Source organism: Actomonas spartinae (assembly GCF_051209155.1).
Classification (GTDB): Bacteria; Verrucomicrobiota; Verrucomicrobiia; order Opitutales; family Opitutaceae; genus Actomonas.
On record NZ_JBPJGB010000002.1, the window covers coordinates 1,767,569 to 1,792,772 of the forward strand.

Here is a 25,204-nt window from a genome sequence, read left to right on the forward strand (position 1 = left end):
GCGTCCGCTTTCCCTCAAGGGCAATGTTGATGCGTTATTTGCGGATGATTTGCGGCGCGGTGGGGTTGTTGTGCGCAACCGGTTTGGTGGCGCAGGTCGTCGCCCGCGAGGGGCGCTGGGCGCACGAAGACAGCGCGCTGCAGCCCGATGAGCGCGTGGTGTGGGGGAAGCTGGCGAATGGCGTGCGTTATGCGCTGTTGCCGCATGGGGCGGTGGAGCAGGCGGCGACGCTGCAGTTGCTGGTGCTGTCCGGCTCGATGGACGAGCGGGACGACGAGCGGGGATTGGCTCACTTCATCGAGCACATGTGTTTTCGCGGCACGACCGCGTTCAGCGAGGAGGAAATGGTGCGCTTCTTCCAGGAGCTGGGCATCGAATACGGCAGCGACGTCAATGCGATCACAACCTTTGACCACACGGCCTACACCTTGGACTTTCGCGATGCCTCGGAAGAGATGCTGGGGCGTGGCCTCGATCTGTTTCGCAGTTTCGCCGATGGGGTTCTGTTCACGCCCGAGTCGATCGAGAACGAGCGCGGGGTGATCCTGAGCGAGCTGCGGGGGCGGGACAACGTGCAGGCGCGGGGGGAACTGTCCTCGTTGCAGACCGCGTTCGACGGCTTGGTTTTTCCTGATCGCACCCCGGGAGGCACGCCGGAGGACATCGCGGCCCTGCGGCATCAGCAGTTCCTGGATTTTTATGAGCGGTGCTACCGGCCCGACCTGATGGTGGTGGTGGCGGCCGGGGATTTTGATCCGGCGACACTGGGTGACATGATCGCGGCGCGCTTCGGCTCGATCGCGGCCCCAACGACGCCGAAGCCCCGACGGGAGACGGGGGAACTGACGGTCAACAACGCGTTGCGCGCGGGCATGTTTCGGATCAGCAATGTCGGCTACGTGCGCGTGACGGCGGCGACGGTCGAAGCCTTGCCGGAGGAGGCGGACAGCAAAGCCGCGCACATAGCGCGAGAGGAGGAAGGTTTTGTGCAGAGCGTGCTGAGCCGCCGCCTGGGCATGGGCCTGTTGCCCACACCGGCGGCGGGGGCGGGTTACGAAGTGCTACTCGGTCATCGTTCCGCGATGGCGAGCGTGATGACCGATGCGAGTGCTTGGAAGCGGCACATTCCCGCCTTGGATGAAACGCTGCGGTCGACCTACGAGAATGGTTTTGAATGGTCGGAGATTGAGCCCTTGCGCGACCGGCAGCGCCGCATGGTCGATTTGATGAAGGACCAGCTTCCGCACGCCGATCCGCACGTGCTTTGCCAATCGCTGGTCGATTCGATCGTCGAACACTCGGTTTTCGTGGGCCCTGAGCAAAACCTCGCATGGACAAGTGAGTGGTTGGACGGGCTGACCTTGGAGAAAGTCAACGCACGGTTTCGCGATCTGTGGGACCTCAACCGCATGACCTGGCATTTGAGCGGTGACCTGCCCGCCGAGTTCGAAGTTTCCGAGGTGCTCGCGGAGTTGCAGAAGGAGCGGAAGAACGACCCCCGGGAACTGCATCCGAGTCGCCGCGAGGAGAAACACTTCGTGCTCAAAGACTGGGGCGAACAGACCGAAGCAGAGCTGGTGCGCGATTTGGACTCGGTCGGTGCGAAGCTCTACAAATATGGCAACGGCGTGCGGCTGAACCTGCTGCCGTCGCCCCATGAACCGGGTGTCGTGCGCATGGTGGTGCGCGTGGGGCCGGGGCTGCTCAACATGCCGGGAAATGAACCGGCGCTGAAGGAGTTTGGACTGCAGACGCTGTTTGCCAGCGGCACCATCAATTATGGCCCGGATGAGTTGCGGGACATCATTGGCGAGCAGTTTCTCGGTTTCGACATCAACACCGATGATTACGACGCGCTGACTTTCCGTGGTATGGCGCAACGCGAAGACCTGACCGCCTTGTTGGGGGTGACGACAGAGTTTTTGAGCGCGCCGAAGTTTGGCACCTACGTGCATCGCAACGAGAAGATGAAGGCGGCGATGTCCCGCGCGTCGAGCGCGGTGGGCATGCAGGAGGGTATGCGCGAGCTGACGAACTACCTGTTCAAAGGCGACGCGCGGTTCACTTGGGGCAACATGGTCGATTACATCGGGCTGAGTTCCGTTGATGTGCGCAAATGGCTGCAGAAACCGCTGACGGAAGGTTATGTCGAAGCCACGATCGTGGGTGACATCGACGAAGCGACCGCGTTGGCTGCGGTGGGCCGCACCTTGGGCCAGCTGGGGCCGCGCGACGTGGAGAAAAAGCTGCCGCGCAACCGGAAGCCGGTTGAGGTCGACGCCCCGCCGGGGTTCAAGCGCATCGAGTTTGTCGGCGAACGCCATCTGGCGGTGGTGACCGGGGTCTGGCCCATCGAAGGCGAACTCACGACCCGCGATCGCGGGGCGCTTTACCTGCTGTCGAAGGTGCTCGAGCTGCACGTGCGCGAAGAGATTCGCAACAACCTCGGCATGGCCTATTCGCCTACGGCGACGTTTGAAGGCTATGACGGTTTTCCGGAGTTCAGTCTCTTGCGCGCGGTGATCGATTGTTCGGCTGACGAAACGACGAAGATTGCCCGCTTGGTGGAGGACATCGCGTGGGAGATCTCGCGTAAAGGCGTGGACGAAGGCGAGTTCATCGGTGCGCGGGGCATTCTCTCCAGTCGCTTGCGGCGGGCATGGATCGAGAACGGTTACATGGTGGAGCGTCTGATGCGCGCGCAGGAGCGCCCGGAATCGGTCGAAGAGTTGCTCGCGCTGAAGGAAGGGCTGGTCGATGAAATCACGCTGGCGGAAGTGAATGCCTGGGCGAAGAAGGTGCTCACCCGGCGCAACAGTCGCACGGCGGCCATCGTGCCGAAGCAGTTCATCGGCCTGTTCCAAACGGACTAAGACGGGTTTCGCGCGCAGAGCCGGATCCTGCGTCGGGCCGCGGTCATTTGCTGAACGGTGCCCGGGGAGGGCGTTGACCGGTGGAAGGACCGGTCCTTCGCTGCGGCATGCGTTTACCCCTACGCTTGTTGGTCGCGACCATGCTGTGCTGTGCGCTGCTGCGCGCCGAGACCGTTTGGTTCTGGCAGGATCCCGCCATTGCGGAGGAACCGCGGGTGATGTTCGCCGCGCAGGATATCCGGGAAGCGCTGGCGGCGCGGGGGCACGAAGTCTGGGAAGGTTCGGCAGCCGAGGCTGAGGCGAAGGGGCTGCGCTACCGGATTTTTCTGGCGTCGCCCAGTGGGCGACAGTTGGAGTCCGAAGCGTTTTCGCTCGGGGTGCATGACGACGGTGTCATGCGGTCCATTTCGGTCCTGGGCGGGGATATCAGCTCGCGCCATGCGGGAATCATGTATGGCGGCATGGAACTGGCCGAGCAGATCCGCTTGCACGACCTCGAGGGGTTGATGCCGGTCGAACGCACACCCTACATGGCGATGCGTGGCGTGAAGTTTAACATCCCGCTCGATGTGCGCACGCCGAGTTACTCCGACATGAGCGACGCGGCGCAGGAGAACATCGCGACGGTTTGGGACTGGGACTTTTGGACCGAGTATTTGGATACGCTCGCACGCTATCGCTACAACTACGTGTCGTTGTGGAGCCTGCATCCCTTCCCGTCGTTGGTGAAGGTGCCGGGTTACGAGAAGATCGCGCTCGATGATGTGCAGCGTTCGACAGTCGCGTGGGAGGAGGACTATCCGACCATCGCGACGGGTTACGATGCGCCGGAGATTCTCGAAAACGTGGAAGTGGTGAAACGCATCACCATCGATGAGAAGATCGACTTCTGGCGTCGCGTCATGGCCTACGCGAAGGATCGCAACATCGACTTTTACATCATCACCTGGAACGTCTTCACCTACGGGACCGGCGGCCAGTATGGCATCACCGATGCGATGGATAATGCGGTGACCATCGATTACTTTCGGAAGAGCGTGGCGGAGTTGCTGCGAACCTATCCGCTCCTGCGGGGAGTGGGCTTGACCACGGGTGAAAATATGCGGGATGAAAGTTTTCAAGCGAAGGAAGACTGGGCCTTCGCGACCTACGGCCAGGGCGTGCTCGATGTGGCCGCCGAGCAGCCGGGACGACCGATTCGTTTCATCCATCGTCAGCACCAAACGCGCGCGCAGGATATCGCCGCAACCTTTGCGCCGCTGGTGGAACATCCGGATATCGATTTCATCTTTTCGTTCAAATACGCGCAGGCCCACGTGATGAGCTCGGTGCGGCAGACCTTTCACGAGACCTTCGTGCCGTCGCTGGGTGACAACCTGAAGACCATCTGGACGCAGCGAAACGACGACACCTACCTGCTGCGCTGGGGCGCCCCGGGCTTCTTTCGTGAGTTCATTCAGAACATTCCCCGGGACGTCACCCAAGGGATGTATTATGGTTCCGATCAATGGGTCTGGGGGCGCGATTGGTTGACGCTTGGCCGAGAGGCGGACGAACCGCGCCAGCTCGAGATCAAGAAGCATTGGTATCACTGGCTGACGTGGGGACGTTTGGGCTACGACCCGGAGGAGAGCGATGAACGCTTCACGGCCCTGCTGGGCGCACGGTTTCCGCAGGTGAACGCCGGGGTTCTGTTTCGGGCCTGGCAGGACGCCTCGATGGTGTATCCGCTTACGACGGGTTTTCACTGGGGGCAGTTCGATTTTCAGTGGTATATCGAAGCCTGCCGCAGTCGGCCGGGCCCGGCGCAGACGGAGAGTGGGTTTCATGATGTGAACCGTTTTATCACACTCGGCGTGCATCCCGGCACGGACAACGTAAGCATTCCTGACTACGTGACGGCAGTGGGCGAGGGACGCGATCCCGGCGGCACGACGCCGCTGGAGGTGGCGGCGGCGTTGCGCGCCCGGGCGGAGTCCGCGCTGACGGGCTTGGCCGTGCTCGACCAATCGCGCGGGTCGATTGACGAGTTGGACGCGACCCTCAACGACATCCGCCTGATGGCGTATTTGGGAAACTACTACAGTCACAAAATTTCCGGCGCGACCGAGTTGGCCTTGTCTCGGGCCACGGGCGACGCCGGGCGGCAAGCGGCCGCGGTGCGGAGTCTGGAGGCGGCGCAGGGCTGGTGGCTGCGTTACACCGCCTTGATTCGCACGCTCTACCGCAACCCGTTTTGGACCAATCGCGTGGGCATCGTCGATTGGGACGAACTCGATGCCGAGGTCGCGCGGGATATCGCGATCGTGCGCGAAGGCTGATTTCCACCCCCAACCCCAAGTCTGACCCCATGAGTGACTCCCGCCGTAATTTTATCAAACACCTTGCCGGTGGCACCGCGATCGCGGCCGCCGGTCTTTCAGCCACCGCGGCGCGCGCCGCGACTTCGCAAGCTGCACCCGGTCAGGGGTTCTACGGCTACATGGGGAGGGGGCCGGACTATCGCGAGTGGCAGGTGATTCCACCGGGACTTAAGATCACCAAGATCGAAACCTTTCTGCGCGAGCAGCTCGCGATGGTCCGGGTGACCGCCAGCGACGGTTCGCAGGGTTGGGGGCAAATCGCGCCTTATGAGGCCAACATTTCGGTGGAGATGTTGCACCAGCGGCTCTCGTGGATCGTTCTGGGCAAAGACGCGAGTGCCATCGATGCGATCAACGATGAGGCGATTGATCGAAACATGAAATACCCCTGGTCCTTTGCCTGCCGCGCGCTGGGCGGCATCGATACGGCGCTGTGGGATCTCTATGGCAAGAAGCTGGGCAAGTCCGTGGCGGAACTGCTCGGCGGCAAGGTGCGACCCTTGCCGGCCTACGGCTCGAGCATGCGCCGGGATATTTCGCCACAGGATGAAGCGGCCCGCATGGCGCGGTTGAAGGACGAGCTCAACTACCGCGCGTTCAAGATCCGCCTCGGCGTGCCCACCGGGCACAACAGTGACGCGGCTCCCGGGCGCAGCGCGGCCATCATTCCGGCGGTGCGCGGGGCGGTGGGGGACGACGTCGAACTGTTTGCCGATGCCAACAGCTGCTACACGCCGGATGTGGCGATCGAGTATGGTCGGCGCCTGCAGGATCATGGTTACGGCATGTTCGAGGAGCCTTGCCCTTACTGGGAGCTGGAGTGGACCAAGGAGGTGACCGAGGCGCTCACGATGGACGTGTCCGGCGGCGAGCAGGACAACGACCTCGCCCAGTGGCGGCGAATGATCGACATGCACGCGGTGGACATCGTCCAACCGGACATCTGCTACATCGGCGGACTCACGCGGGCCTGGCGCGTGGCCAAGCTATCGGAGGCGGCGGGTATCGTGTGCAAGCCGCATGCGGCCAACGTCTCGATGATCACGGTCTTCACCATGCACATGCTCGCGGCGCTGCCGAACGCCGGCGAGGTCGAGTTCTCGATCGAGGATGAGTCAGGCATCGCGCGACAGGCGAAGGCGCTGTTCGACCCGGCGCTGGAGGTGCGCGACGGGAAGGCGGTCATGCCGCAGGAAGGCGCCGGCTGGGGCGTGCACATCAAACCAAGTTGGCTGGAGCAAGCGGAGCACCGGGTGGCGGAGTTGTCGTAGGTCGCATGAGCCAGGGCGGGCACGCTGCTCCGTCGGAAGCATAACGCCCACCGGCGCGGGCCGGTGGGCGTCTTTTGCGCGAGACGCGCACGTGCTATCCGGTGGTGCCGGTGCACAAGGTGTTGGGACCTCAGCTGGTGGTCACGGGTTCCGTATCGTTGGCGGTGACCCAAGCGATGGCTTCCTCCAGTTGGCCATCCTCAAACGTGCGAAACTCACCATCGAGGATCTTGGACCCAAGTTGCATCGCCCACTTGAACCAGGCCTGGGCGCCGACGACGGCGATACGTTTAAAATCGTGGCGGTGTTTTACGCCGAAGCGGGCATCGTCCCACATGGCTCCCAGGTCCCAGCCTTCGAACATTTCGTCGAGCTGCAGGACCAGGTTGACCTTTCCGTGTTCGGCGATCCCGCGCTCGATCTTGGGGGCGAAGTGCAGCTCATAGTCGCGGGCGGAGAGGATGCCGGTGGCGCAAAAAACGAGGGTGTCCTCGGCGGGGGATTTGAGTTGGTCGATCATGGTTGGGGTGGGGGCTTGAGGGTTGAGGGGCAGTGAAGATGGCGGTCAGTTTCGCATGAGGTTTGGGTGGGTCGGGAGCAGGGGCTCCAGCGTTTCAAGGCGGTGCGCGATCGCCGCGATGAAGGATTGGATCGCGTCGTGGTCGAGGTGCTCGATGGTCTCGTTGGCGCCGATCATTTTGCGCACGACCCACCGCTGCAGCATCGACATGCGATCGAAATAAAACGCGCCCCCGAGAATGGCGGCGGCGAAGGCGTGGGCACGCAGGCGAAGCGCGAAGGCGTTGTCGAACTGGTCGCGCGCCTCCTCATCGCGTTTCATACAGGAAATGAACAGCGCGAGCGGGTGGCGCAGCAATGAATCGCGGTGGTGTTCGCAGAAAGCGCCGACGACGGGCTGAATGCCGCCAAGGTGGATGGAGCCGCCCACGACGATGACACCGGCTTTGTGGAGGTCGGGGTGCGGGTGGGTGGTGAGGTCGACCGTTTGCACCTGGCCCGGCAACTGACGGGCAATGCGTTGGGCACACATCTCGGTGAACCCGTGAGTCGAGGCATAGACGATGAGCGTGGACATAATCGCTTCTCCTCGTGTGGCGGAGCGCGATCGTCCGAGACGGGGTGTCCGTAGGGGGCGGACGTGCTTCGCAGCGCACGTCGGAAAGTTACTCAATCAAGCACCCGAAGTCGATGCACTTCTGGTGATTTGGTGGGCATCCCTTGGCCTCCAAGGGGATGCGAAAGCGACAATTTCGCGGCGCCGCTCAGAAGAGCTGGGGCTTGCCCTGGTAATCGATGTAGGTGAGGCGATCGGTCGGCCAATCCCGCAGGGCCCAGTCGATCACCCCGGTGGCGGCGACCTCGGCGGTGATGTCTGCGTTCGGTCCGCCGATCTCGGAGATCAGCCACCCGGGATGCATGTTCAAGATGCGGAAGCCTTCGCGGCCAAGATGGTTGACGAGGATGGAGGCCTGCATGTTGAGCGCCGCCTTGGACATGCAGTAGCCGATGGCACCCACGCGCCAGGACTGGCCGATGCTGCCGGCCTCGGAGGAGATGTTGATGATACGGCGTGTCTGGCTGGCGCGGAGCAGCGGGAGGAACTGTTGGATGCAGCGCAACGGTCCGAGGGTGTTGACCTCGAACTGCGCCTGAATCGTGCCGTCATTCAGGTCGACGTCGTCGAGCACTTGGTCCTGATCGTCGAGATGGATGCCGGCATTGTTGAGCAGAATGTCGAGCGAGGCCGTGTGGCTGGCGGTCACCGCGGCGGCCTGTTTGGCGCTGTCGAGTGAGCGCACGTCAATGGGCACGGGGGTGATGTCGCCGTCGAGGCCGGCGTAGGAAGTCTCGGCCAGGAAGGTGCCGGCAAACACCCGGTAGTGGGCGGCGGCGAATTGGGCGACGAGGGCGCGACCGAGTCCGCGATCGGCGCCGGTGATGAAGATGGTGGGCACGAGTGGGCAGGGATCAGGGCTGCGTCGCGAGTTCGATCACCCGATGAAAGGCGGGCTTGGGCTTGCCCTCGCGATCGAAGAGCAGGGGGTAGTTGGTGCGGCCGCGTGCGGGCCAGTTGTTGAGCCAGGAGTCGGCATCGGTGATGCCCCAGAAGGTGATGCGTTCGATCTTGTCGGCGTGCTTGAGGAGCACCGCGAAGATTTCGGCGTAGCGGTCGGCGAGACGTTCCTGCTCGGCGGGGGGCAAGCCGTCGGGGAAGGGATTGTTTTCCGGCGTGGCCTGGCGGGCGGCGAGGTCGACGTTGGCGCCTTGGGCGCCGAAAAACTGGTCGCGGCCGAGGAAATCGACGTCGAGCTCGGTGATGTGGAGGGGCAGGCCGGTGGACGCGAGATGGAGGATGGATTCCTCAATCTCTTCGACGGTCGGGCGGTGCATGGACCAATGGCCCTGCAGGCCGATGCCGTCGATGCGCACGCCCTTGGCCTTGAAGTCTTCAACCATGGCGACGACGGCGGCGCGGCGACCGGGTTCGGTCATGCCGTAGTCGTTGTAGATGAGTTTGGCCGATTTGGGCATGAACTCGTCGGCGATGCGAAAGGCCTGCTCTTCGAAGTCGTCGCCGATGATTTGGTTGAACTTGGATTTGCGTTTGGAACCGTCGCCCTCGATCGACTCGTTGACGACGTCCCAGAGGTCGATGACGTCGCCCCAATGTTCGGCGTAGAGTTTGGCCCGTTCGCGCATGCGCTCCAGCAGGGCCTCACGGCTGAGGAGATTGCCTTCGTCGTCTTCGTAAACCCAGGACGGTGTTTGGCTGTGCCAGAACAGGCAGTGGCCGATGGTGTAGAGGTCGTGCTTTTGCGCGAAGTCGATGTAGGGCTGCACCCGGTCGAAGTGGTAGACCCCGGGCTCGGGATTGAAGACACCCCACTTCATGGCGTTGGCAGCCGTGACGGTGTCGAATTGCTCGGCGGCGATCTTCAGCGACGGGTGATCGGGGTCGCGCAGGAACCAGCCGTTCACGGTCGAACCGATGCGAAACTTGCCTGCGAAAGCTTCGCGCAGGGTGGTTTCGTGATCGTCGGCGAGGGCTGGCGACGCGGCGGCAAGCGCCAGCAGGCCGAGGGTGGCGACGGACAGGGAGGCGGAAAGGAAGCGGGTGCTACGCAAAGTCATGACCCTCAACCTTCCACCCGCTCACGCGTGGTCTCAAGTCGCCCGCTTGATTTGCGTTAACGCGTAACGGTGCGACCGCTCGCGCGAGGCAGGCCTCGCTTTGGTTGGCGGTGCAGCGTTATTGGCGCAACGTGCCGGCGACCGCTTCGAAGGGTTGGCCGCCGTTGAGCGGAAACACGCGCGGAGTGACGGTGGCGGTCTGGCCATCGTCGGCAAAGCGGATCGCGAGCTCCGGGGTATAGGTGGTCTCGGGCAGGCTGAAGCGCACGGTGAAGGTGTGTTCGTCGGTCCACGTCCCGGCGGCGCCGACGTCTTGATCGGTGCCGGGCATGGGGCGGTTTTCCAGAACCTGAAACGCGGCGGTGCGGCCGGTGAGCCAATCGCCATAGCCGACCGGAATCGCATGGGTGGTGCCGTCGACGGTGCCGTGGAAGGTGGCCTGGTCGCGGCCAAACTCGATGGAGACCGTGGAAAAGCGGGACGCGTTTTCGGGCAAGGTGTAGGTCTTGCCGCTGACTTGGCCCGCGATTGACGAAGTTTTCGCGCCGGCGGGGATGGGGTAGCGGAGGCCGGCCAGGCGGTCGCGCAGGGCGGCCGCGGCGGCGGGGTTCGCCGGCATCGCGACCGGGGCGAGGCCGGGCAGAAGGTGTTTCCAAGCCGCCTGCATCACTCCGGCCATGTCGTTGGTGCCGGAGGTGATGGCGATCACGGCATCGTGTTGGGGCATGATGATGCAAAACTGGCCGAAGCGACCGTCGCCGCGATAAAAGCCGGGGATGCAACGCCAGAACTGGTAACCATAACCCTGGTCCCAATCGCTGCGCGGGTTGCTGCCGTTGGAGGTCTGGCGGCTGCCGGCGGCGGCAACATAGTCGGCCGGGAGCAGGCGTTGGCCGTTCCATTCGCCTTCCTGGAGGTAGAGCTGACCAAACTTGGCGATGTCTTCGGTGGTGGCGCGCATGCCGAAGCCGCCGAAGGCGACGCCGTCTTTGCTCTCGTCCCAATGTGGGCGCTTGATGCCCAGCGGGTCGAACAAACGCGGGGTGAGGTAGTCGACCAGTTTTTCGCCGGTCGTTTTTTGCACGGCGGCGGCGAGCATGTAGCTGGCCGGGGTGTTGTAGAAAAAGTGCGTGCCGGGTTTGTGCGGCACCGGGAGCTTGAGGAAGTCTTCCACCAACGTGGATTCCGGCGAGCCACCCCAGGAGAACATGCGGTCGATCTCGGCGTGATGGCCGGTGTTCATCGCGAGCAGATCGCGGATGCGCATGTTCTGCAGATTGGTGGACGGTTCGTCCGGCGTTTCGTCGGGGAAGATTTCGATGATCGGCGTGTCGAGCGTGAAGCGCCCCTCGGCGATCGCCATGCCGACCGCGGTCGAAGTGAAACTCTTGGAGAGCGAAAAGAAGATATGTTGCGCGTCGGGATGATGCGGCGTCCACCAGCCCTCGGCCACAACCTGGCCGTGGCGCACGAGCATGAAGCTGTGCACGGCTTCGATGTTCGCGTCGACATCATCAATGAAGGCCTGAATGGCGGCGGACGAGACGCCCTGGGCTTCGGGCGTGGCGCTGCGGGGCAGGGACGTTGCGGCGTGGGTCGCGACGGCGGTGAGAAGGAGGGTGAACCAACGGATGAGGGAATGCATGGGGCGGGGGTTGGGGGGAAGCTGATAGCAGAATCGACGAGGGGTGTCGGCGCGAGGGAGGTCAGGTTGACCGTTGAATCCATGGTCGTGCGTAAGGTTGCCAGCATGGCGACCAGGCCTAGGGTGCGCAACGTGTCTCGATCGCGCTTGATGGTTTGTCTGCTCGGCCTCGCGGTGGCGGCCCTCGTCTGGTCTGCTGAGCCGGTGGTCTCGGCCGTGCCGACGGGATTTGCGCATCTCGACACGGTGGCGCCGGACGTCTTGGTGGAGCTGCGCTACGCGACCGCGCAAAATTTTGTCGGCACGCGGGTTGATGGCTACGAAGGCGATCGCGCGATCCTGACGCTGGAGGCGGCGGCGGCCCTCGCCGCGGTGCAGGCTGACTTGGCCGCGAGCGGGTTAAGGCTGAAGGTGTTCGATGCTTACCGGCCCCAGCGGGCGGTGCTGCATTTTGTGCGTTGGGCCCGCGACCAAGCGGATGTGAAGACCAAGCCGGACTACTATCCGGATGTGCCCAAGTCAGAGCTGTTTGAGCGCGGTTACATCGCCTTGGAGTCGGGTCATTCGCGGGGCAGCACGGTCGACCTGACCTTGTGCCGACAGGATGCGGCCGGCGAGTGGCGGGCGTTGGACATGGGCACGCCCTTCGATTTTTTCGGTGCGGCGGCGGCGAGCGTGACGAATTTGATCACTCCGGAGCAGCAGGCGAACCGTCGCTTGCTCCGCGCGGCCATGGAAAAGCGGGGCTGGATTGCCTACGAAGCGGAGTGGTGGCACTTTACCCTTCGCGACGAACCGTATCCGGAAACCTATTTCGATTTCGTGGTCCGATAGTCTTTCTCCCCAATGCCAACCTCGTCCCGTTTTGCCCCATGACTCATGTTCGCCCTCTGCGTCTCACACTGCTCGCGTTGCTCATCACTCCGCTGCTCTCGGCTCAGTCGGTGAGCGAATGGGCGGATGAGATCGTCAAAGCGATCGACCGCCACCAAGCCTTTCCTGCGATCGGGGCTTCGTCGCGCAATGCCTCGGAATTTACGGGCTACCGCGTGCAGCGGGAGGTGGTGAAGAAGCTGGAGGCGGCCGGCGACGAAGTGGTGGGCCACAAAGCCGGAGCGACCTCCACGGCGGCGCAGGTCAAGTTTGGCCTGTTGGAGCCGGTGGCGGGCGAGTTGTTCAAATCGCAGCTCAAGGATACGGCGACCTTTGTGAGCCTGCGGGAGGCCAAGGGCATGGTGATCGAGATGGAGATCGGTTTCGAACTGAAGCTCACCATTCGCAACGAGCCGACCGACGTGGAGGAGCTCAAAAGCTACGTGCGCGAGGTGCGGCCGATCGTCGAGTTGCCCAACATCGATTATGCGGGAGACGAGATCACCGCAGCGGATTTGATCGGTAGCAATGTGGCGGCCCACACCGTGATCGTCGGGCGTCCCAAGGCCTTGGACCTTGTCGACCTGAACGAGTTGGAGGTTTCGCTCGAACGCGGCGGCGAAGTGGTGGCAACGGGCAAAGGCTCGGACGCGATGGGCGACCAATGGGAAGCCCTGCTGTGGTTGGTGCGCAATCGACTGCGCGAGGGCTACGAAGTAAATCGCAATGACCTGCTTATCACCGGTGCGCTGGGGCAGGTGGTCGCCGCGCGGTCCGGTCGCTACGTCGCTGATTTCGGTCGGCTCGGTCGCGTCACGTTCTCGATGCGTTGACCTGATCGACTCAATGCAAGCGTGGGTCGTTGGAGGCGGCTCCGAGGGCGTGGGCGATCAGCTTGTCGATGTCGAATTGGTAGCGTTGATCCGGCAGATTCGGCGACTCGCGATCGAATTGCCGCAATTGCGGCAAGAGCGGTTCGGCGATGTAGCCGAGATGGTCGATCGTTTCCAGCGCGGCTCGCGCGGTGAAGTGCGGGTTATTCGCGGGATCGGCCCAGGCGCCGAGGCGTTCCACGGCAAGCGCGCGGTCGTTGCGGTTGCCGCGGTGACACAGGATCTCGGCGGCGGCGATGGCGACGTCGGGTGACGGATCGTTGAGCAGCTGGCGGATTTGTTCGACGTGCGGATAGGCGACGCGGGGGTGCTGCCATCCGAGGCTGCGCAGCGTCCAGTAGCGAACGCCGGGCTCGGCATCCTGCAGGCGCGCGGCGATGGTGTCCTCCGGCAGCGGAGTGGGCAGGGTGGCCTGGCTCGCGATCGTGGCGAGCCGGTGCACCGGGTAGCGGGATTCGCTCGATGCCCAGTCGTAGGGCGGGCGGTCACCGGCGCGGCGTCTGATTTCACCCTCGGGCAGGAAACCCAGATCACGCGTGGCGATCAGATGCTGAAACAGCGCACTGGACAGTCGGTCTTTGACCGCGACGAGGCTGGGTTCGGCAGCGAGGTTTTGGATTTCGTGCGGGTCGGTGGACAGGTCGTAAAGTTCCTCGGCCGGGGTCGGTTCCCAGAAGGCAGCTTGGGCGGGCGTCAGTTTTTTCTCTTCCCAGCGCTCGTGCCAAATGCGGGTGGTCGGCGTTTGGAACTGATAATCGACGTGCTGGCCGGCGGGCAGATCGGGACGGAAGTTGCGCACGTAAACGTAGCGCCCATCCGTGATGGTGCGCACGAAGTCCGTGCGTTCGTCCATGCGACCACGGAAGCCAAACATGAACTCCGGCGAAGGCGCGATGTGTTCACCGAGGAAGGCATCCCCCTGCATCCATGCGGGCGGCGTGATGCCGGCGAGGCTGAGCAGGGTGGGGGCGAAGTCGACGAAGCTCACGAGCCGATCGCTGGTGCCGCCCGGCACGTAGTCCGCTGGGCGCAGGTGGGCGAATTTCTCCGGGATGTAGACCACAAGCGCGACTTGGAGACCGCGGTTGTTGGGGTTGCGTTTGTGCCCCGGCATGCCCGCACCGTGGTCGCTGTAATAGAAAACGATCGTGTCCTCGGTCAGCCCATCGGCGGCGAGTTCGGCGAGTCGTTGACCGGCAGCGGCGTCGGCGGCGGTCACGGTGTCGTAGTATTGCGCCCAGTCCCGTCGGACTTCGGGCGTGTCGGGATGGTAGGGCGGCACCGTGACGCCAGCCGGGTCGTGCACGGCGCGGTGCGGCCGTTTGCGCAACTGGCTTTCGTGGCTGGCGAAGGCGTTGAAGATCGCGAAAAAGGGCTTTCCGGCGGGTCGATTGCGCCAGTGCGCCTGGTTGGAGGACTCGTGCCAGAGGTCGGCCGGGACGCTGATGTTGTAGTCGGTTTTGGCGTTGTTGGTGCAGTAGTAACCGGCCTCGCGGAGAAAGGTTGGATAGGGGGCTTTGCCTGCTGGCGCGGAGGCAAAACTGCGCATGTGCTGGGTGCCGGTTGACGGTGGGTAGAGTCCGCTGATGAGGGTGGTGCGAGCCGGCGCACAAACCGGCGCGTTGGACCAGGCGCGGGTGTAAAGCAGGCCGCGCTTGGCCAGGGCGTCCACGTTCGGGGTGGTGGCGTAGCGGTCACCGTAGCAGCCCATATGCGGGCCGTGATCTTCGCTGGTGAGCCACAGGATGTTGGGCAAGTCGGCCGCCCGGCCGAGGCAGGCGAACGTCGCGAAGAGACCGAGGACGAGGAGAACGGGGCGGGGCATGGCGGGAGACGGGTTAGGTTTGTTGCGGCTGTTCAGCTTGGCTGCGGAGAGCCTCTCGCTCCTCTTTGAGGGCCTTGATTTGCTCGGCGGTGGGAGCGTGCAGGAATTCGCCGGCGGTGTTTTGGGGTTCACCCGAGAGGCGTTTGATTTCGGCTTCGATCTGCTCAAGGCGGATCTCGACAGCCTCGGCCTGCTCGGCCTTGTCGAAGGCGAGGGTTTCGGCGGTGGGTTGCTCGGATTCGGGCGTTGCGGGAGGGGTTGAGTCGGCGGGCGGCAGGATGGGCTGATCCTCGGGAATTCGCCGCTGGTTCATGATTGAGGGGGAGGCGATTTCGATCCGGGCGCCATGCAGCGCGTCGAGCACGTGGCGGTTGAGGATGGAGCGGGTGGTGAGGAGACTTTTGACCTCGGTCAGCAGACCCGCGACGCGATAGGTGACGGCGTAGTTTCCTAGTTCCGTGATTTGGACAAAGGGCTCAATGAGTCCGGCCTCGGCGGCGGCTTGTTTGAGCAACTCGTCGACCTGGCGGTGGTGCACATCGTAACCGAGCGACAGTTCGGTCGAGACGATCGTGCCAGAAGCGCGAATGGTCGTGACGGGGTGGGTGATTAGGTAGGTGTGGGGGAAAGCGATGAGGTCGCGGTGTTCGGTCTGCACCTCGGTGTCCAACAGCCCGCGCTCGGAGACGCGGCCGAAGTGTTCGTCCACCCGAATGAAGTCGCCGGTGCGAAAAGGTTTGGTGACCCGCAGCATCATGCCGGCGGTGAGGTTGGCCACGATGGTGGTGGACGAGAATGCGAACATGCCGGAGACGACGAGGCCTACCAAGCCGAGGACCTGGTTGCGGCTGCTGTCGCTCACCGGCAGAGAGAGCGCGAGCAAAGCCACCGCGACGAGCGTCAGAAAGACCATCGCGAGCTGGCGCGGCAGTTTGCGCTCGTTGCCCAGTTGGGGGAAGCGGCCCAGCAGTAGCCAGTGCGCGGCGCGCAACACGACTCCGCACACGACAGCGGTGGCAACCAAAGGCCCGAGCGCGGCGAGAAGCTCGGTGACAGCGGACGCGAAGAGCAGGGGCATGGGGCGCAATGTGGAAGGCTCGGCGCGACGGGGCGAAGGTAAAATCACCGGGCCAAAACGAGCCCGCGGTGGCGGCAAGGCCTTGATCGCTCACCTTTTGCCAAAGCATGTGCACCCCTTGAACTGGGGGCGTTTACCTGTTGGCGTCCGTGTCATGCTGCCTAGGATACACGACATCATGCTGGCCCGATGGACAGTAAACCCCGACTGCCGCCACTGGTGGCGCGACGGGCGTGGTCGTGATCTGACAATGGCAAGCTCAAGCCGGCTTGCCCTCGCTGCAGGAGACCGCGCGCGGGCCTGAATCAAAAACCCCCAATGGAGATCAAATCATGGCCGACTATCCCGCTCCCAAAATTCGCAACTTAACCCTGGTCGGCCACGCTTCCGCGGGAAAAACCATGCTCGCCGACGCGATGCTGACCTGCGCGGGTGAGATTGGCCGCATCGGCTCAATCGAGGCCGGCACAACCCAGTCGGATTTTCATCAAAGCGAGAAGGATCACGGTATCTCGGTGCACGCCTCGCTGCTCACGCTGGAGTGGGCGGGGGCCAAGCTCAACGTGCTGGATGCGCCGGGTTACCAGGATTTCGCCGGTGAGGCGCTGAGCGCGCTGCGCGTGGGCGACTCCGCCGTCATTGTCATCAACGCCGGGCAGGGTGTCTCCTCCGGCACCGACCTCATGTGGAAGGCGGCCGATGATTTTCACCTGCCGAAAACCCTGGTCGTCACCGGTATCGATAAACCCAATACGGACTTCGAAGCGGTGCTGGAACAGGCGCGCGGTCACTTTGGCACCAACGTCTTTCCGTTGACGCTGCCGCTCGACAGCGGGCCGGAGTTTCACCGGCTGCTCGATGTCATGCGCAGCGAGGTGCTCACCTTTCGCACCGATGGTTCGGGCGGGTTCACCGAAAGCCCCGCGGAGGGGGCGGATGCGGATCGGGTGAAGGCGCTGCACCGGCAGCTGATCGAGTATGTGGCGGAGTCGGACAACAGCCTCATGGAGCGCTTCTTCGAGCAGGACGGCCTGAGCGAAGAGGAGCTGCGGGCCGGGTTGCATCGGGCATTGGAGGACGGCGTATTCGTGCCGGTGTTCGCGGTCTCCGGGCTCGGCAACATCGGCGTGGCCCGGCTGCTCGACCACATCGCGAAATATGAGTCCTCACCCGTCGATCACCAGAAGGTAAAGGGACGCGATCCGGATGGTCAGGTGGTCGAGGTGGACCTCAACGACCGCGGCACGGTGCTGCATGTTTTCAAGACCATGAATGAACCGGGCGTGGGCGAGTTGTCGCTGTTCCGGGTCTATGCCGGCGAAGTGAAAAGCGGGTTGGAGCTTTTCAATCCGGCGCGGGGCACCTCCGAACGGATCGGGCAGTTGTATTATCTCAATGGGCACAGGCGCACGGCCACGACCGCTCTCGGCGCCGGGGACATCGGTGCGGCCGTGAAACTGCGCGACACGCACACCGGGAATACACTTTGTGATCCGGCCCGGCCGGTGATGTTGCCCGCGGTGAAGTTTCCCAAGCCCAATATTCACGGTGCGCTGGTGTGCGAGTCGCGGGGTGACGAGGACAAATTTGCGATGGGATTGAGCACGTTGCACGAGGAGGACCCGTCCTTTCATCACCGGGTGGATGACGAGGTGCACCAGACCATCGTATCGGGCCAGGGCGAGATCCACCTGCAGGTGACCTTGGAGCGGCTCGTGCGGCGCTTCGGCGTCAAGGTGTCGATGGTTGCGCCGCGGATTCCTTACCGCGAGACCATCACGACCGGCGCCGAGTCAAAATACCGGCATAAGAAACAATCCGGTGGCGCCGGACAGTTTGCCGAGGTGTGGATGCGAATCGCGCCCGGCGAAGTGGGCTCTGGCATCGACTTCAAGCAGTCGCTGGTCGGCACCAATGTGGATCGCGTGTTCGTGCCGTCGGTGGAGAAGGGCGTGAACCAGGCCTGCACCGAAGGCATCCTGGCCGGTTGTCGAATCGTCGACGTGAAGATCGATTTCTACGACGGCAAGATGCACCCGGTGGATTCGAAGGACATCGCATTCCAGATCGCCGGCTATCACGCCTTCAAGGAAGCCTTTGAGCAGGCCGGACCGTGTCTGATGGAGCCCATCTTCGAAATCGTGGTGACGGTGCCGGAGGACTGTGTCGGCGACGTCCTGGGTGACCTGTCTTCGCGCCGCGGCCGCATCATCGGGGTCGATGCCGACGGTCATTTCCAAGCCATCAAAGCGCACGTGCCGCAGCGCGAACTGCACCACTACAGCACGCGCGTGCGTTCACTCACGGCGAGTCGGGGCGTGCACACCGAAACCTACGTGCGCCACGAACGGGTGCCGCGCGAGCTCGAGTCCGTCGTGGTCGCGGAGGCCCGCGCCGCGCGACTGCAGGGCAACGGGCACTGAGTTTCAACCACACCAGGCGCCACCGTTGATGTCGAGGGTGGCGCCGGTGATGAAGCCGTCGTATTCGCTGGCTAGATACACTGCGGCGCGGGCCACGTCCGCGGGCACGCCGGCGCGGCTGAGCGGCAGGCTGGCGATCGTCGCCTGGGCGGAGGCATCAGTGGTGTGGGTGCGATGAAAATCGGTGCCGAGAATGAGTCCGGGCGCGAGGGCGTTGACCCGCACTCCCTGCGGGCCGAGCTCGGCGGCGAGGGCTCGGGTGAAGGTGAGCACGGCACCCTTGGCAGTGGCGTAGGCGAGGGAACCGCCGTGCCCGCCCTTGCGGCCGGCGAGGGAGGCCAGGTTGACGATGCTGGCACCGCCGCCCGACGCGGCCGCCCGGACAAGATGCGGTCGGGCCGCGCGCGTCACCCGCATCATGCTCTCGACATTAAGTGCCATGACTTGCGCCCAGAATGCATCCTCGATCTCCGGCAGATCGTGGCGCGCGACAAGCGAGCCGGCGTTGTTGATCAGCACATCGAGTCCCCCGAGTTTGGCGGTGGCGGCCGCGACGAGGGTGTCGGCGGCATCCGGAGCAGTCAGGTCGGCGGCGGCGGCCCCATAGGTCCGGCCGAGCGCCGTGGCCGTGGCGTGGAGCGCATCGGCGCCGGCAACGCTGGAATGATAGTGCACGAAGACCTCGCAACCGGCCTCCAGCAGCGCCTCGCTGATGGCGAGACCGATTCCCTGTGCCCCGGCGGTGACGAGGGCGCGCTTTCCGGAGAGTTTGGCGGGGAAGGACATGCGGCAAGCCCTAGAGCAAACGGCGTGGCGAAGGCGAGCGTGTCGGTTTCGCGGGGCATGCTCACCGTCGCACAAATTCCCGGAAATTTGCTTGCAAGGAGCAGGCCGGGCTTTGAATTTCCGCCCTCTTCTGCATCCGCCCCTATCGTCTAGCGGTTAGGACAGATCCCTCTCACGGATCAGACCGGGGTTCGATTCCCCGTGGGGGTGCCAGAAATTTTCGAATTGGGATTTTCGAATTACGAATGCCCGAGAGGCCGCGATTGCAGGACGGGCGAGGGGAAGCGCACCCCGGAGGGGTTTGACGAAGCGAGCAACGCGAGCGGAGATGGGGCGACGCAGTGAAACGGAGGCGATCCCGCGCAGCGGGACGAGGCTGCAGGCCGAAGCCATTCCCCGTGGGGGTGCCAGAAATTTTCGAATTGGGATTTTCGAATTACGAATGCCCGAGAGGCCGCGATTGCAGGACGGGCGAGGGGAGGCGAACCCCGGAGGGGTTTGACGAAGCGAGCAACGCGAGCGGAGATGGGGCGACGCAGTGAAACGGAGGCGATCCCGCGCAGCGGGACGAGGCCGCAGGCCGAAGCCATTCCCCGTGGGGGTGCCAGGAGATTTACGAATTCGGAATTACGATTTTCGATTGGTCTTGCGCCTTAAAGCACGCGGAAACCGAGGGGAAGCGGACCCCGGAGGGGTTGTCAGGCCACTCGTAGGCTCGTAGAGACGAAGCGAAGCGAAGATGGGGCGTCACTGACGGTGACGATCCCGCGCAGCGGGACGAGGCCGCAGGCCGAAGCCATTCCCCGTGGGGGTGCCAGGAATTTTCGAATTCGGATGTTCCATTTTCGAATGGCAGTGAGGCAGAAGATGTCGGGCGCGAGCGACGGACCAAACCGTTCTCGTCTTCCGAGGCGGCGATCGCGGGAGCTCGAATGAAAGCAGAGACGCTTGCGGCCGGTAGGTTTGAATCGGCAAACGCCATCGATGACGTCGACACCCTGAGCGAAATTCGACGCATTGCAGGGAAGTTCCCGCCCTTGGCTGCGATCGAGGAATGGGCCCGGTCGCGGAAGCTATGTGAAGCCTGGTTCCACGTCCGAGAATGTCGCAAGCCGCTGGCGAAGTGGCATAGCCCAAGATGCATCATTGCCTCCAGCCCCGGCGAATGCCCCGTAAGTCGTAAAACGGAGCGTTTGGCGTCACTCCGCAGTCGACATCACGGCGCCGCAAAGAAAGCTGAAAGAACCTGGCCCGGAACCGCTTCCAATAAGATGCGGGCTCCGAATTTCGTAGCTCTCTCGCAGCCCTCATCCCCGCGATGGGTTGATGCGCCCTTGTTGCAGTGAAGATACCCCCAGGTCGATCCGTCAGGAATCCGGCGGGGCGAAGCCTTCCCCGGCATCAGTCACAACGCCTGCGCGGTGCAATGACCTTTACCTAGGCTTATCGATGAATGCGATGTTCAGCTAGAGCGTGCACCGAACTGCCGGAAAAAAGGCCAACAAGTCGGCCTGTCTGACTTAAATCGTTAGCAGGAAACTATGAAACGAACATCTATTCTACTCCTCGCCATATTACCTGTGGCTGGCTGCGCTCGATCAGAGATCGCCGCGGACGAAATCATGAAGATGTCGCCAGCCGAGATCGAAGCGGCTCTACCGAATGAACATCCTGCGACCTACTACATGTATGCGGGGCGTCTGTTCGGCGAAGATAAGAAGGACGATGCGGTTTTTTGGTTCTACGTTGGTCAGCTGCGCTACCGAATCCACCTGAAAGCCCGACCCGGAGAGGACCCCAGCGGCGATCCCGCTTTATTCGCTTCGCTGAATGCGACTATCGGTCAGTCCATAAATGAATACGCAGGAGGAGATGTGGATGGTTGGGTTGCGGCAGTTGATCGGGCTTTGAGTTGGGACGAAGAGCACCCGGACGGGTTCACCCCGAAGGGCCAGTTCGCAGAGGTGCGTGCGGAGATTCGGAAGGGCCTCCTTTCGCTGCGTCAGCATCTGACTCAAAATGCGGATCAAATCCGCGAACAGCGAAAAGCCAATGGACTGGAGAACAGAGGCTAACCGACCACCGGGGACAAGGCCGACAAGTCGGCCTGTCTCAGCTTAGACGATGGGCGGAATCAAAATAGACGTTTGGCCTGATGAGGCGCGGAAAGAGAAAATCCGAGTCGGTGTCGATAAAGCGGCATATACCGGTTTCTGGATGTTTTGGACATATCTCGCCCTGCCTTCCATCGACTGGGATTGGCTACTTTCGTTACCGTCCCACGTTTTCGTAGGTCTCGCCATCGTAGTTTTCACGCCGATAGCTTTCGTCGGTTTTTGGATTCAGAAGAGCATCAAGCCCAGAGGACTATGGTGGTCGTTTGGGTTTCTATCTTGGATCGGATGTTTCGCTCTAGCGCTGACCGGATACGGTCTTCCAAGATGAAAAAGCCCATCCAGTTGGTGCAGACAAGGCTGGCAGGCCAGCCTGTCTGACCGCTATCGTTGGGTGAAGAGAGGATCAGCGAATGCGAACGCCGAAACACATTTTGGCACATCGATATGTTCACGCCACCGCTAGTCTGGTCGCGCTTTTTCTATTCGTGCTTGGACCGCTCCCGCTTCTGGCCTGCGCCCTCATTAGCGTCCTCTCGTTCATCACCCGAGTCCCAATCGAGAACCCGATCAAAGCCAGCGCGGCATGGCGTCTTTACCACCGCTTTCTCACTCGAATCGCGTTCCCGCTCGTGGTCATTGTCCTAGTCGTTCCCTACTGGGGGGCGCCTTGGTATTTTGGCGCGGCGGCTTTGGTTTTGGTATCCACCTCGGTTGCCATGTTTCCCGATCTCAAATCCGAAGAGGCACAGGCTTGAGCGAATGAAGCAGATCAGAAACAAAGGACCCAACCAACCAGTGGAGACAACTCCGGGGCTGGCGCCCCTCCGTGTCTCACTTTAGACGTTCGCCAAACTATTATGACTACCGACACGTTTTGGGATATCATCGAGTCAGCTCGCGCCGAAGATTCGGAGCCAGATTCAGTAGCTGCCTCAGTTCAGTCCAAGCTGGAGGAGCTCCCGCTTTCGGAAGTTTTGGGATTCAACGAAGAGCTCGATCGCCGTCGGGCCGAAAGTTACCGATGGGACCTTTGGGCAGTCGCATACATTGTGAACGGCGGCTGCTCCGATGACGGATTTGAGTATTTCCGCGCGTGGTTGATCGCCAAAGGACGTTCGTATTTTGAGGCCGCGTTAGCCGATCCCGTCAGAGCAGCAGACGAGGCGGAGTTCGACGCGAACGAGTGCGAAGATATGCTCTACGTGGCATCTTCCGTTTATCGTGACCGAACCGGAGATTATCCGAAGGGTTCTGGCGTGGCATTCCCGACCAGTCCGATTGGAGATCCTTGGGACGAGGATGACGTGGATTCCCTATTCCCCGAATTGAAAGACCGCTTCTGATGAAAAAAGAAGAGGCGAACCAACCGGTCGAGACAACGCAGGCCGTTGCACGGCCTGCGCGTCTCACCTGAGACGATGGGCGGAATAGAAGAAGTGACGCGTTGTCCGATTTGTGGAGCCGAGCAGAAGCCGAACTCCCGATATCCGAATTACGTCTGCCCGACCTGCAAGCGAGAGACCCGAGATGAAGAAGGAAGGGCCTTGTCCATTTCGAACGCCAATACCCCGGATGGCCTTGTGATATCGGTGGGCGACACGGGGGAAGAACGAGCTTCGCGGGAGGTGTTTATTCGTGGAATCCGTTGTGTCGCCAGAGAAGCTCGATTCGGAGGAGTTGTGATCCAAGCACATGACTAAAGAGCCCATCAAGTCGCCGGAGCCAACGACGGCCAGGGCCGCCGTCGGCCGTTCCGTTGTCCTCCTACCGAACCCCAGTTTTCATTCGCTGGCCGTCGCGGCTCAGCTTTAGCGTTCGGCAAATATCCTAATGCGCCTCCTTTTTCTGATTTCGTTGGTTGTAGCCGGCATGCTGATGACCGGAGCTAGTGCCGAAGCCGAGGGTTTACCTTCCGACTATCGAGAATTAGCGTGGGCAGCGTTAGGAATTCCGCGCTACCCAAATCCCGGATCTGTGGTCAGGTTCTATCGACCGGCTCTTGCAACAGTTGACGGTGCTCAATCTCCGACCCGTTGTCTTTGGGTGGTTCGAGCCGAATGGACGTTGGCGGACAAAGCAGGAAACCTTCCATGGTCTATGAATGTCGGCGCTGTTGTCTTGCGCGGGAACGGAAAGACCGAAGTCGTGGACTTGCACCGAGTGCATTGGGTAGCTGCTGCACCGGACCGAGAATACCAAGAGCCGAACCAACCACCGCAGCCAACTCAGGTCAGCTCAGCTGACCTGAGCGGCTGAGTTCAAACGTTCGACAAACAAGATGAAACTGGTGCGCACCTACCTCCTCCTGACCGGCTTGGCTACGGTGGTCGTTTCGGTTCTTTCGACCTACTACATTTTGGCCGGCAGCGGAGGAACAGAGATTCGCCGCCTTAGAGATTTCGCACGGGTCCAAAACGACCAAGCGATTGTCGATGCGCGCTTCGAAGCGGTTGCTTCTGGATATGATCAGCGATCGACCGATGCCACGATTTTGGTCCTGGGCGTCTACTGCTTGGGCACGCTGAATCTGGGTTTCCTGCTATATCTCGGGACCAGTAAAAAATATAGGTCGAACCAACCGGTCGAGACAACGCAGGCCGTTGCACGGCCTGCGCGTCTCACCTGAAACGTTCGACAAAACCGTGGCCGCATACATCTCCGAATCCCATCGATACTACCGGCTCGCCAAAAAGATCCGAGAACAACTAGGCGAAGATCATACAGCTTCGTATTCAGTCGTTGGTTGCTGCGCGAGTTACCTCGAATCTGTCGCGAACGATGTGATCTTTAGCTGGCAGTTAAACCAGAGAGAAGGATTCCCAAACTTCGAGCTCGATGCTCAACTACAGACTATCGACCTGGATGGATTTCGAGAGAGGATCGGATCATACGACAAGTGGTCACGGATTATTCACCGTGAGCTGGATCCGAAAAGTGTTTCAGACGACCAGCTCGCCAGTTTGCAGCGACTGATTAGACTTCGAAATCGCCTCGTCCATCTTAAGCCCACTGAGCAGATCGAAGGAGAAGCTCAGAGCAGAGGTCCTGAAGAAGTTCTCGGTTACTTGTTCGCGGCCGGCATAATCGAAGATCCATTTGCCTCCGGTGTCTACTGGGCAGACGTCATTACGCACGGGGTATCCGATTGGGCGATAGACCTTGTTACGCAGTTTCTAGGCCATGCGTTTCATACCACATTCTTTGAGCCGTTCGGCATCCAAGTTCTGCGCTGGGAATGCCAGCAGCTAGGAATACTCCAAGAAAAGCAGGCTAACCAATCGGTGCAGACAAGGCCGACAAGTCGGCCTGTCTGACCTCAATCGTTAGCCAAAATGAAAACATTGATCCTATGCATGATGGCTATCACCGGACCGCTGTTGGTCGCACAACCCAACGAAGCGAAGGTGATAGACCATGTTCGTGCGTCCTACCGGGCGTCTGCTCTCGTAGTTCGCGCCGAGCTAAAGAAGGAAGGAGAGGATTATGTCCTCTATCCGTCTGAGAACTGGCGATCCGCACCCGGCTACGAAGCCGGACGGATCATTCTGCCACGTCTAGCACAGTTGGAGTTTCCCGACGGGATCCAAGAGGTGCTGGCCTGCTTCTTCCTGCGAGAGTCAGTCAGCCACTACGAGTTGTTCTACGTGAAGGACGGACGTCTCGATCTAGCACCGAGTCTTCCGCTTCAATCGCTACGAGAGGAGCTAGAAAAGGGCTAACCAACTCCTGAGGCCAACTGAGCAAGTAAAATCAGGCGGCGGCGAGTTGGGTGGCCAGGGGTGAGTGCCGCTGTTGAAGGGCGGCCAGGTAGCGGGTTTCGTCGTAGGGCACGCGGTCGTGCCAGCAGCGCCAGAGGATGCGGATCCATTTAAAAGCCAGCGCACGCAGGATGGTTTGGTGGTTC

The 25,204-nt window shown here is 62.0% G+C and carries 20 protein-coding genes and 1 tRNA gene; 13 read left to right on the forward strand and 8 right to left on the reverse strand.

From position 1 onward, the window contains the following. Positions 1–23 precede the first annotated feature (23 nt). The 3 genes from AC0MRV_RS14870 to AC0MRV_RS14880 all read left to right on the forward strand — a co-directional run bounded on the left by AC0MRV_RS14870 (position 24) and on the right by AC0MRV_RS14880 (position 6,507). Positions 24–2,873 carry a M16 family metallopeptidase gene (locus tag AC0MRV_RS14870; RefSeq protein ID WP_472765279.1) on the forward strand — a complete coding sequence of 950 codons (2,850 nt, stop codon included), beginning with the start codon at positions 24–26 and terminating at the stop codon, positions 2,871–2,873. Positions 2,874–2,980: 107 nt separating this feature from the next. Beyond that, the gene (locus AC0MRV_RS14875; RefSeq protein WP_472765280.1) at positions 2,981–5,194 is read left to right on the forward strand and encodes a hypothetical protein; all 2,214 of its coding nucleotides are present in this window, start codon (positions 2,981–2,983) and stop codon (positions 5,192–5,194) included. A gap of 29 nt (positions 5,195–5,223) precedes the next feature. Continuing rightward, positions 5,224–6,507, forward strand: coding sequence for a mandelate racemase/muconate lactonizing enzyme family protein (locus AC0MRV_RS14880; RefSeq protein WP_472765281.1), 1,284 nt, complete (start codon positions 5,224–5,226; stop codon positions 6,505–6,507). A 130-nt stretch (positions 6,508–6,637) separates the two neighbouring features. Here AC0MRV_RS14880 and AC0MRV_RS14885 read toward each other — a convergent pair whose 3' ends face one another. The 5 genes from AC0MRV_RS14885 to AC0MRV_RS14905 form a co-directional block, all read right to left on the reverse strand. Next, positions 6,638–7,027 (reverse strand): SpoIIAA family protein, encoded by a 390-nt coding sequence (locus tag AC0MRV_RS14885; RefSeq protein ID WP_472765282.1) that lies wholly within the window; start codon positions 7,025–7,027, stop codon positions 6,638–6,640. A 45-nt stretch (positions 7,028–7,072) separates the two neighbouring features. Then, positions 7,073–7,603 carry a flavodoxin domain-containing protein gene (locus tag AC0MRV_RS14890; RefSeq protein ID WP_472765283.1) on the reverse strand — a complete coding sequence of 177 codons (531 nt, stop codon included), beginning with the start codon at positions 7,601–7,603 and terminating at the stop codon, positions 7,073–7,075. 187 nt (positions 7,604–7,790) lie between these two features. Continuing rightward, complete coding sequence (locus AC0MRV_RS14895) at positions 7,791–8,483, reverse strand: SDR family NAD(P)-dependent oxidoreductase (RefSeq protein ID WP_472765284.1); 693 nt, start codon at positions 8,481–8,483, stop codon at positions 7,791–7,793. A gap of 13 nt (positions 8,484–8,496) precedes the next feature. Continuing rightward, positions 8,497–9,660, reverse strand: coding sequence for an endo-1,4-beta-xylanase (locus AC0MRV_RS14900; protein WP_472765285.1), 1,164 nt, complete (start codon positions 9,658–9,660; stop codon positions 8,497–8,499). Between the two features lie 118 nt (positions 9,661–9,778). Then, complete coding sequence (locus AC0MRV_RS14905; protein ID WP_472765286.1) at positions 9,779–11,305, reverse strand: serine hydrolase domain-containing protein; 1,527 nt, start codon at positions 11,303–11,305, stop codon at positions 9,779–9,781. A gap of 132 nt (positions 11,306–11,437) precedes the next feature. Here AC0MRV_RS14905 and AC0MRV_RS14910 point away from each other — a divergent pair, with 132 nt between their 5' ends. Then, positions 11,438–12,139, forward strand: coding sequence for a M15 family metallopeptidase (locus AC0MRV_RS14910; protein WP_472765287.1), 702 nt, complete (start codon positions 11,438–11,440; stop codon positions 12,137–12,139). 38 nt (positions 12,140–12,177) lie between these two features. Next, positions 12,178–13,011 (forward strand): 2-keto-4-pentenoate hydratase, encoded by an 834-nt coding sequence (locus tag AC0MRV_RS14915; protein WP_472765288.1) that lies wholly within the window; start codon positions 12,178–12,180, stop codon positions 13,009–13,011. 10 nt (positions 13,012–13,021) lie between these two features. Here the strand turns inward: AC0MRV_RS14915 and AC0MRV_RS14920 are convergent, their stop codons facing one another. Beyond that, on the reverse strand, positions 13,022–14,896 hold the full coding sequence (locus tag AC0MRV_RS14920; RefSeq protein WP_472765289.1) for a sulfatase-like hydrolase/transferase: 1,875 nt from the start codon (positions 14,894–14,896) through the stop codon (positions 13,022–13,024). 13 nt (positions 14,897–14,909) lie between these two features. Continuing rightward, entirely contained in the window at positions 14,910–15,974 is a 1,065-nt protein-coding gene (locus tag AC0MRV_RS14925; RefSeq protein WP_472765290.1) for a mechanosensitive ion channel family protein, read from the reverse strand. A 332-nt stretch (positions 15,975–16,306) separates the two neighbouring features. Between AC0MRV_RS14925 and AC0MRV_RS14930 the strand changes: the two genes are divergently transcribed. After that, entirely contained in the window at positions 16,307–18,397 is a 2,091-nt protein-coding gene (locus AC0MRV_RS14930) for an elongation factor G (protein ID WP_472765291.1), read from the forward strand. A gap of 3 nt (positions 18,398–18,400) precedes the next feature. Here the strand turns inward: AC0MRV_RS14930 and AC0MRV_RS14935 are convergent, their stop codons facing one another. After that, complete coding sequence (locus AC0MRV_RS14935) at positions 18,401–19,183, reverse strand: SDR family NAD(P)-dependent oxidoreductase (RefSeq protein WP_472765292.1); 783 nt, start codon at positions 19,181–19,183, stop codon at positions 18,401–18,403. Between the two features lie 138 nt (positions 19,184–19,321). Between AC0MRV_RS14935 and AC0MRV_RS14940 the strand changes: the two genes are divergently transcribed. The 7 genes from AC0MRV_RS14940 (at position 19,322) to AC0MRV_RS14970 (ending at position 25,019) form a co-directional block, all read left to right on the forward strand. Next, positions 19,322–19,396 (forward strand) — tRNA-Glu (locus tag AC0MRV_RS14940). Positions 19,397–20,805: 1,409 nt separating this feature from the next. Then, the gene (locus tag AC0MRV_RS14945) at positions 20,806–21,258 is read left to right on the forward strand and encodes a hypothetical protein (RefSeq protein WP_472765293.1); all 453 of its coding nucleotides are present in this window, start codon (positions 20,806–20,808) and stop codon (positions 21,256–21,258) included. Positions 21,259–21,710: 452 nt separating this feature from the next. Further along, positions 21,711–22,055: a hypothetical protein gene (locus AC0MRV_RS14950; RefSeq protein WP_472765294.1), complete on the forward strand. Its 345-nt coding sequence runs from the start codon at positions 21,711–21,713 to the stop codon at positions 22,053–22,055. Positions 22,056–22,157: 102 nt separating this feature from the next. Next, a complete protein-coding gene (locus tag AC0MRV_RS14955) occupies positions 22,158–22,643 on the forward strand; it encodes a DUF4240 domain-containing protein (protein ID WP_472765295.1) in 486 nt (161 codons plus the stop codon). Positions 22,644–23,578: 935 nt separating this feature from the next. Beyond that, positions 23,579–23,926, forward strand: coding sequence for a hypothetical protein (locus AC0MRV_RS14960; protein ID WP_472765296.1), 348 nt, complete (start codon positions 23,579–23,581; stop codon positions 23,924–23,926). Positions 23,927–23,942: 16 nt separating this feature from the next. Beyond that, positions 23,943–24,614 carry a hypothetical protein gene (locus AC0MRV_RS14965; protein ID WP_472765297.1) on the forward strand — a complete coding sequence of 224 codons (672 nt, stop codon included), beginning with the start codon at positions 23,943–23,945 and terminating at the stop codon, positions 24,612–24,614. An 18-nt stretch (positions 24,615–24,632) separates the two neighbouring features. Next, the gene (locus AC0MRV_RS14970) at positions 24,633–25,019 is read left to right on the forward strand and encodes a hypothetical protein (protein ID WP_472765298.1); all 387 of its coding nucleotides are present in this window, start codon (positions 24,633–24,635) and stop codon (positions 25,017–25,019) included. Positions 25,020–25,204 lie beyond the last annotated feature (185 nt).

Bases quoted from the DNA above. Each gene is read 5' to 3' on its own strand.
- AC0MRV_RS14870 (WP_472765279.1), top strand. From the start codon at position 24: ATGTTGATGCGTTATTTGCGGATGATTTGCGGCGCGGTGGGGTTGTTG.
- AC0MRV_RS14875 (WP_472765280.1), top strand. From the start codon at position 2,981: ATGCGTTTACCCCTACGCTTGTTGGTCGCGACCATGCTGTGCTGTGCG.
- AC0MRV_RS14880 (WP_472765281.1), top strand. From the start codon at position 5,224: ATGAGTGACTCCCGCCGTAATTTTATCAAACACCTTGCCGGTGGCACC.
- AC0MRV_RS14885 (WP_472765282.1), bottom strand. From the start codon at position 7,027: ATGATCGACCAACTCAAATCCCCCGCCGAGGACACCCTCGTTTTTTGC.
- AC0MRV_RS14890 (WP_472765283.1), bottom strand. From the start codon at position 7,603: ATGTCCACGCTCATCGTCTATGCCTCGACTCACGGGTTCACCGAGATG.
- AC0MRV_RS14900 (WP_472765285.1), bottom strand. From the start codon at position 9,660: ATGACTTTGCGTAGCACCCGCTTCCTTTCCGCCTCCCTGTCCGTCGCC.
- AC0MRV_RS14905 (WP_472765286.1), bottom strand. From the start codon at position 11,305: ATGCATTCCCTCATCCGTTGGTTCACCCTCCTTCTCACCGCCGTCGCG.
- AC0MRV_RS14915 (WP_472765288.1), top strand. From the start codon at position 12,178: ATGACTCATGTTCGCCCTCTGCGTCTCACACTGCTCGCGTTGCTCATC.
- AC0MRV_RS14920 (WP_472765289.1), bottom strand. From the start codon at position 14,896: ATGCCCCGCCCCGTTCTCCTCGTCCTCGGTCTCTTCGCGACGTTCGCC.
- AC0MRV_RS14925 (WP_472765290.1), bottom strand. From the start codon at position 15,974: ATGCCCCTGCTCTTCGCGTCCGCTGTCACCGAGCTTCTCGCCGCGCTC.
- AC0MRV_RS14930 (WP_472765291.1), top strand. From the start codon at position 16,307: ATGGCCGACTATCCCGCTCCCAAAATTCGCAACTTAACCCTGGTCGGC.
- AC0MRV_RS14935 (WP_472765292.1), bottom strand. From the start codon at position 19,183: ATGTCCTTCCCCGCCAAACTCTCCGGAAAGCGCGCCCTCGTCACCGCC.
- AC0MRV_RS14945 (WP_472765293.1), top strand. From the start codon at position 20,806: ATGAAGATGTCGCCAGCCGAGATCGAAGCGGCTCTACCGAATGAACAT.
- AC0MRV_RS14950 (WP_472765294.1), top strand. From the start codon at position 21,711: ATGCGAACGCCGAAACACATTTTGGCACATCGATATGTTCACGCCACC.
- AC0MRV_RS14955 (WP_472765295.1), top strand. From the start codon at position 22,158: ATGACTACCGACACGTTTTGGGATATCATCGAGTCAGCTCGCGCCGAA.
- AC0MRV_RS14960 (WP_472765296.1), top strand. From the start codon at position 23,579: ATGAAACTGGTGCGCACCTACCTCCTCCTGACCGGCTTGGCTACGGTG.
- AC0MRV_RS14970 (WP_472765298.1), top strand. From the start codon at position 24,633: ATGAAAACATTGATCCTATGCATGATGGCTATCACCGGACCGCTGTTG.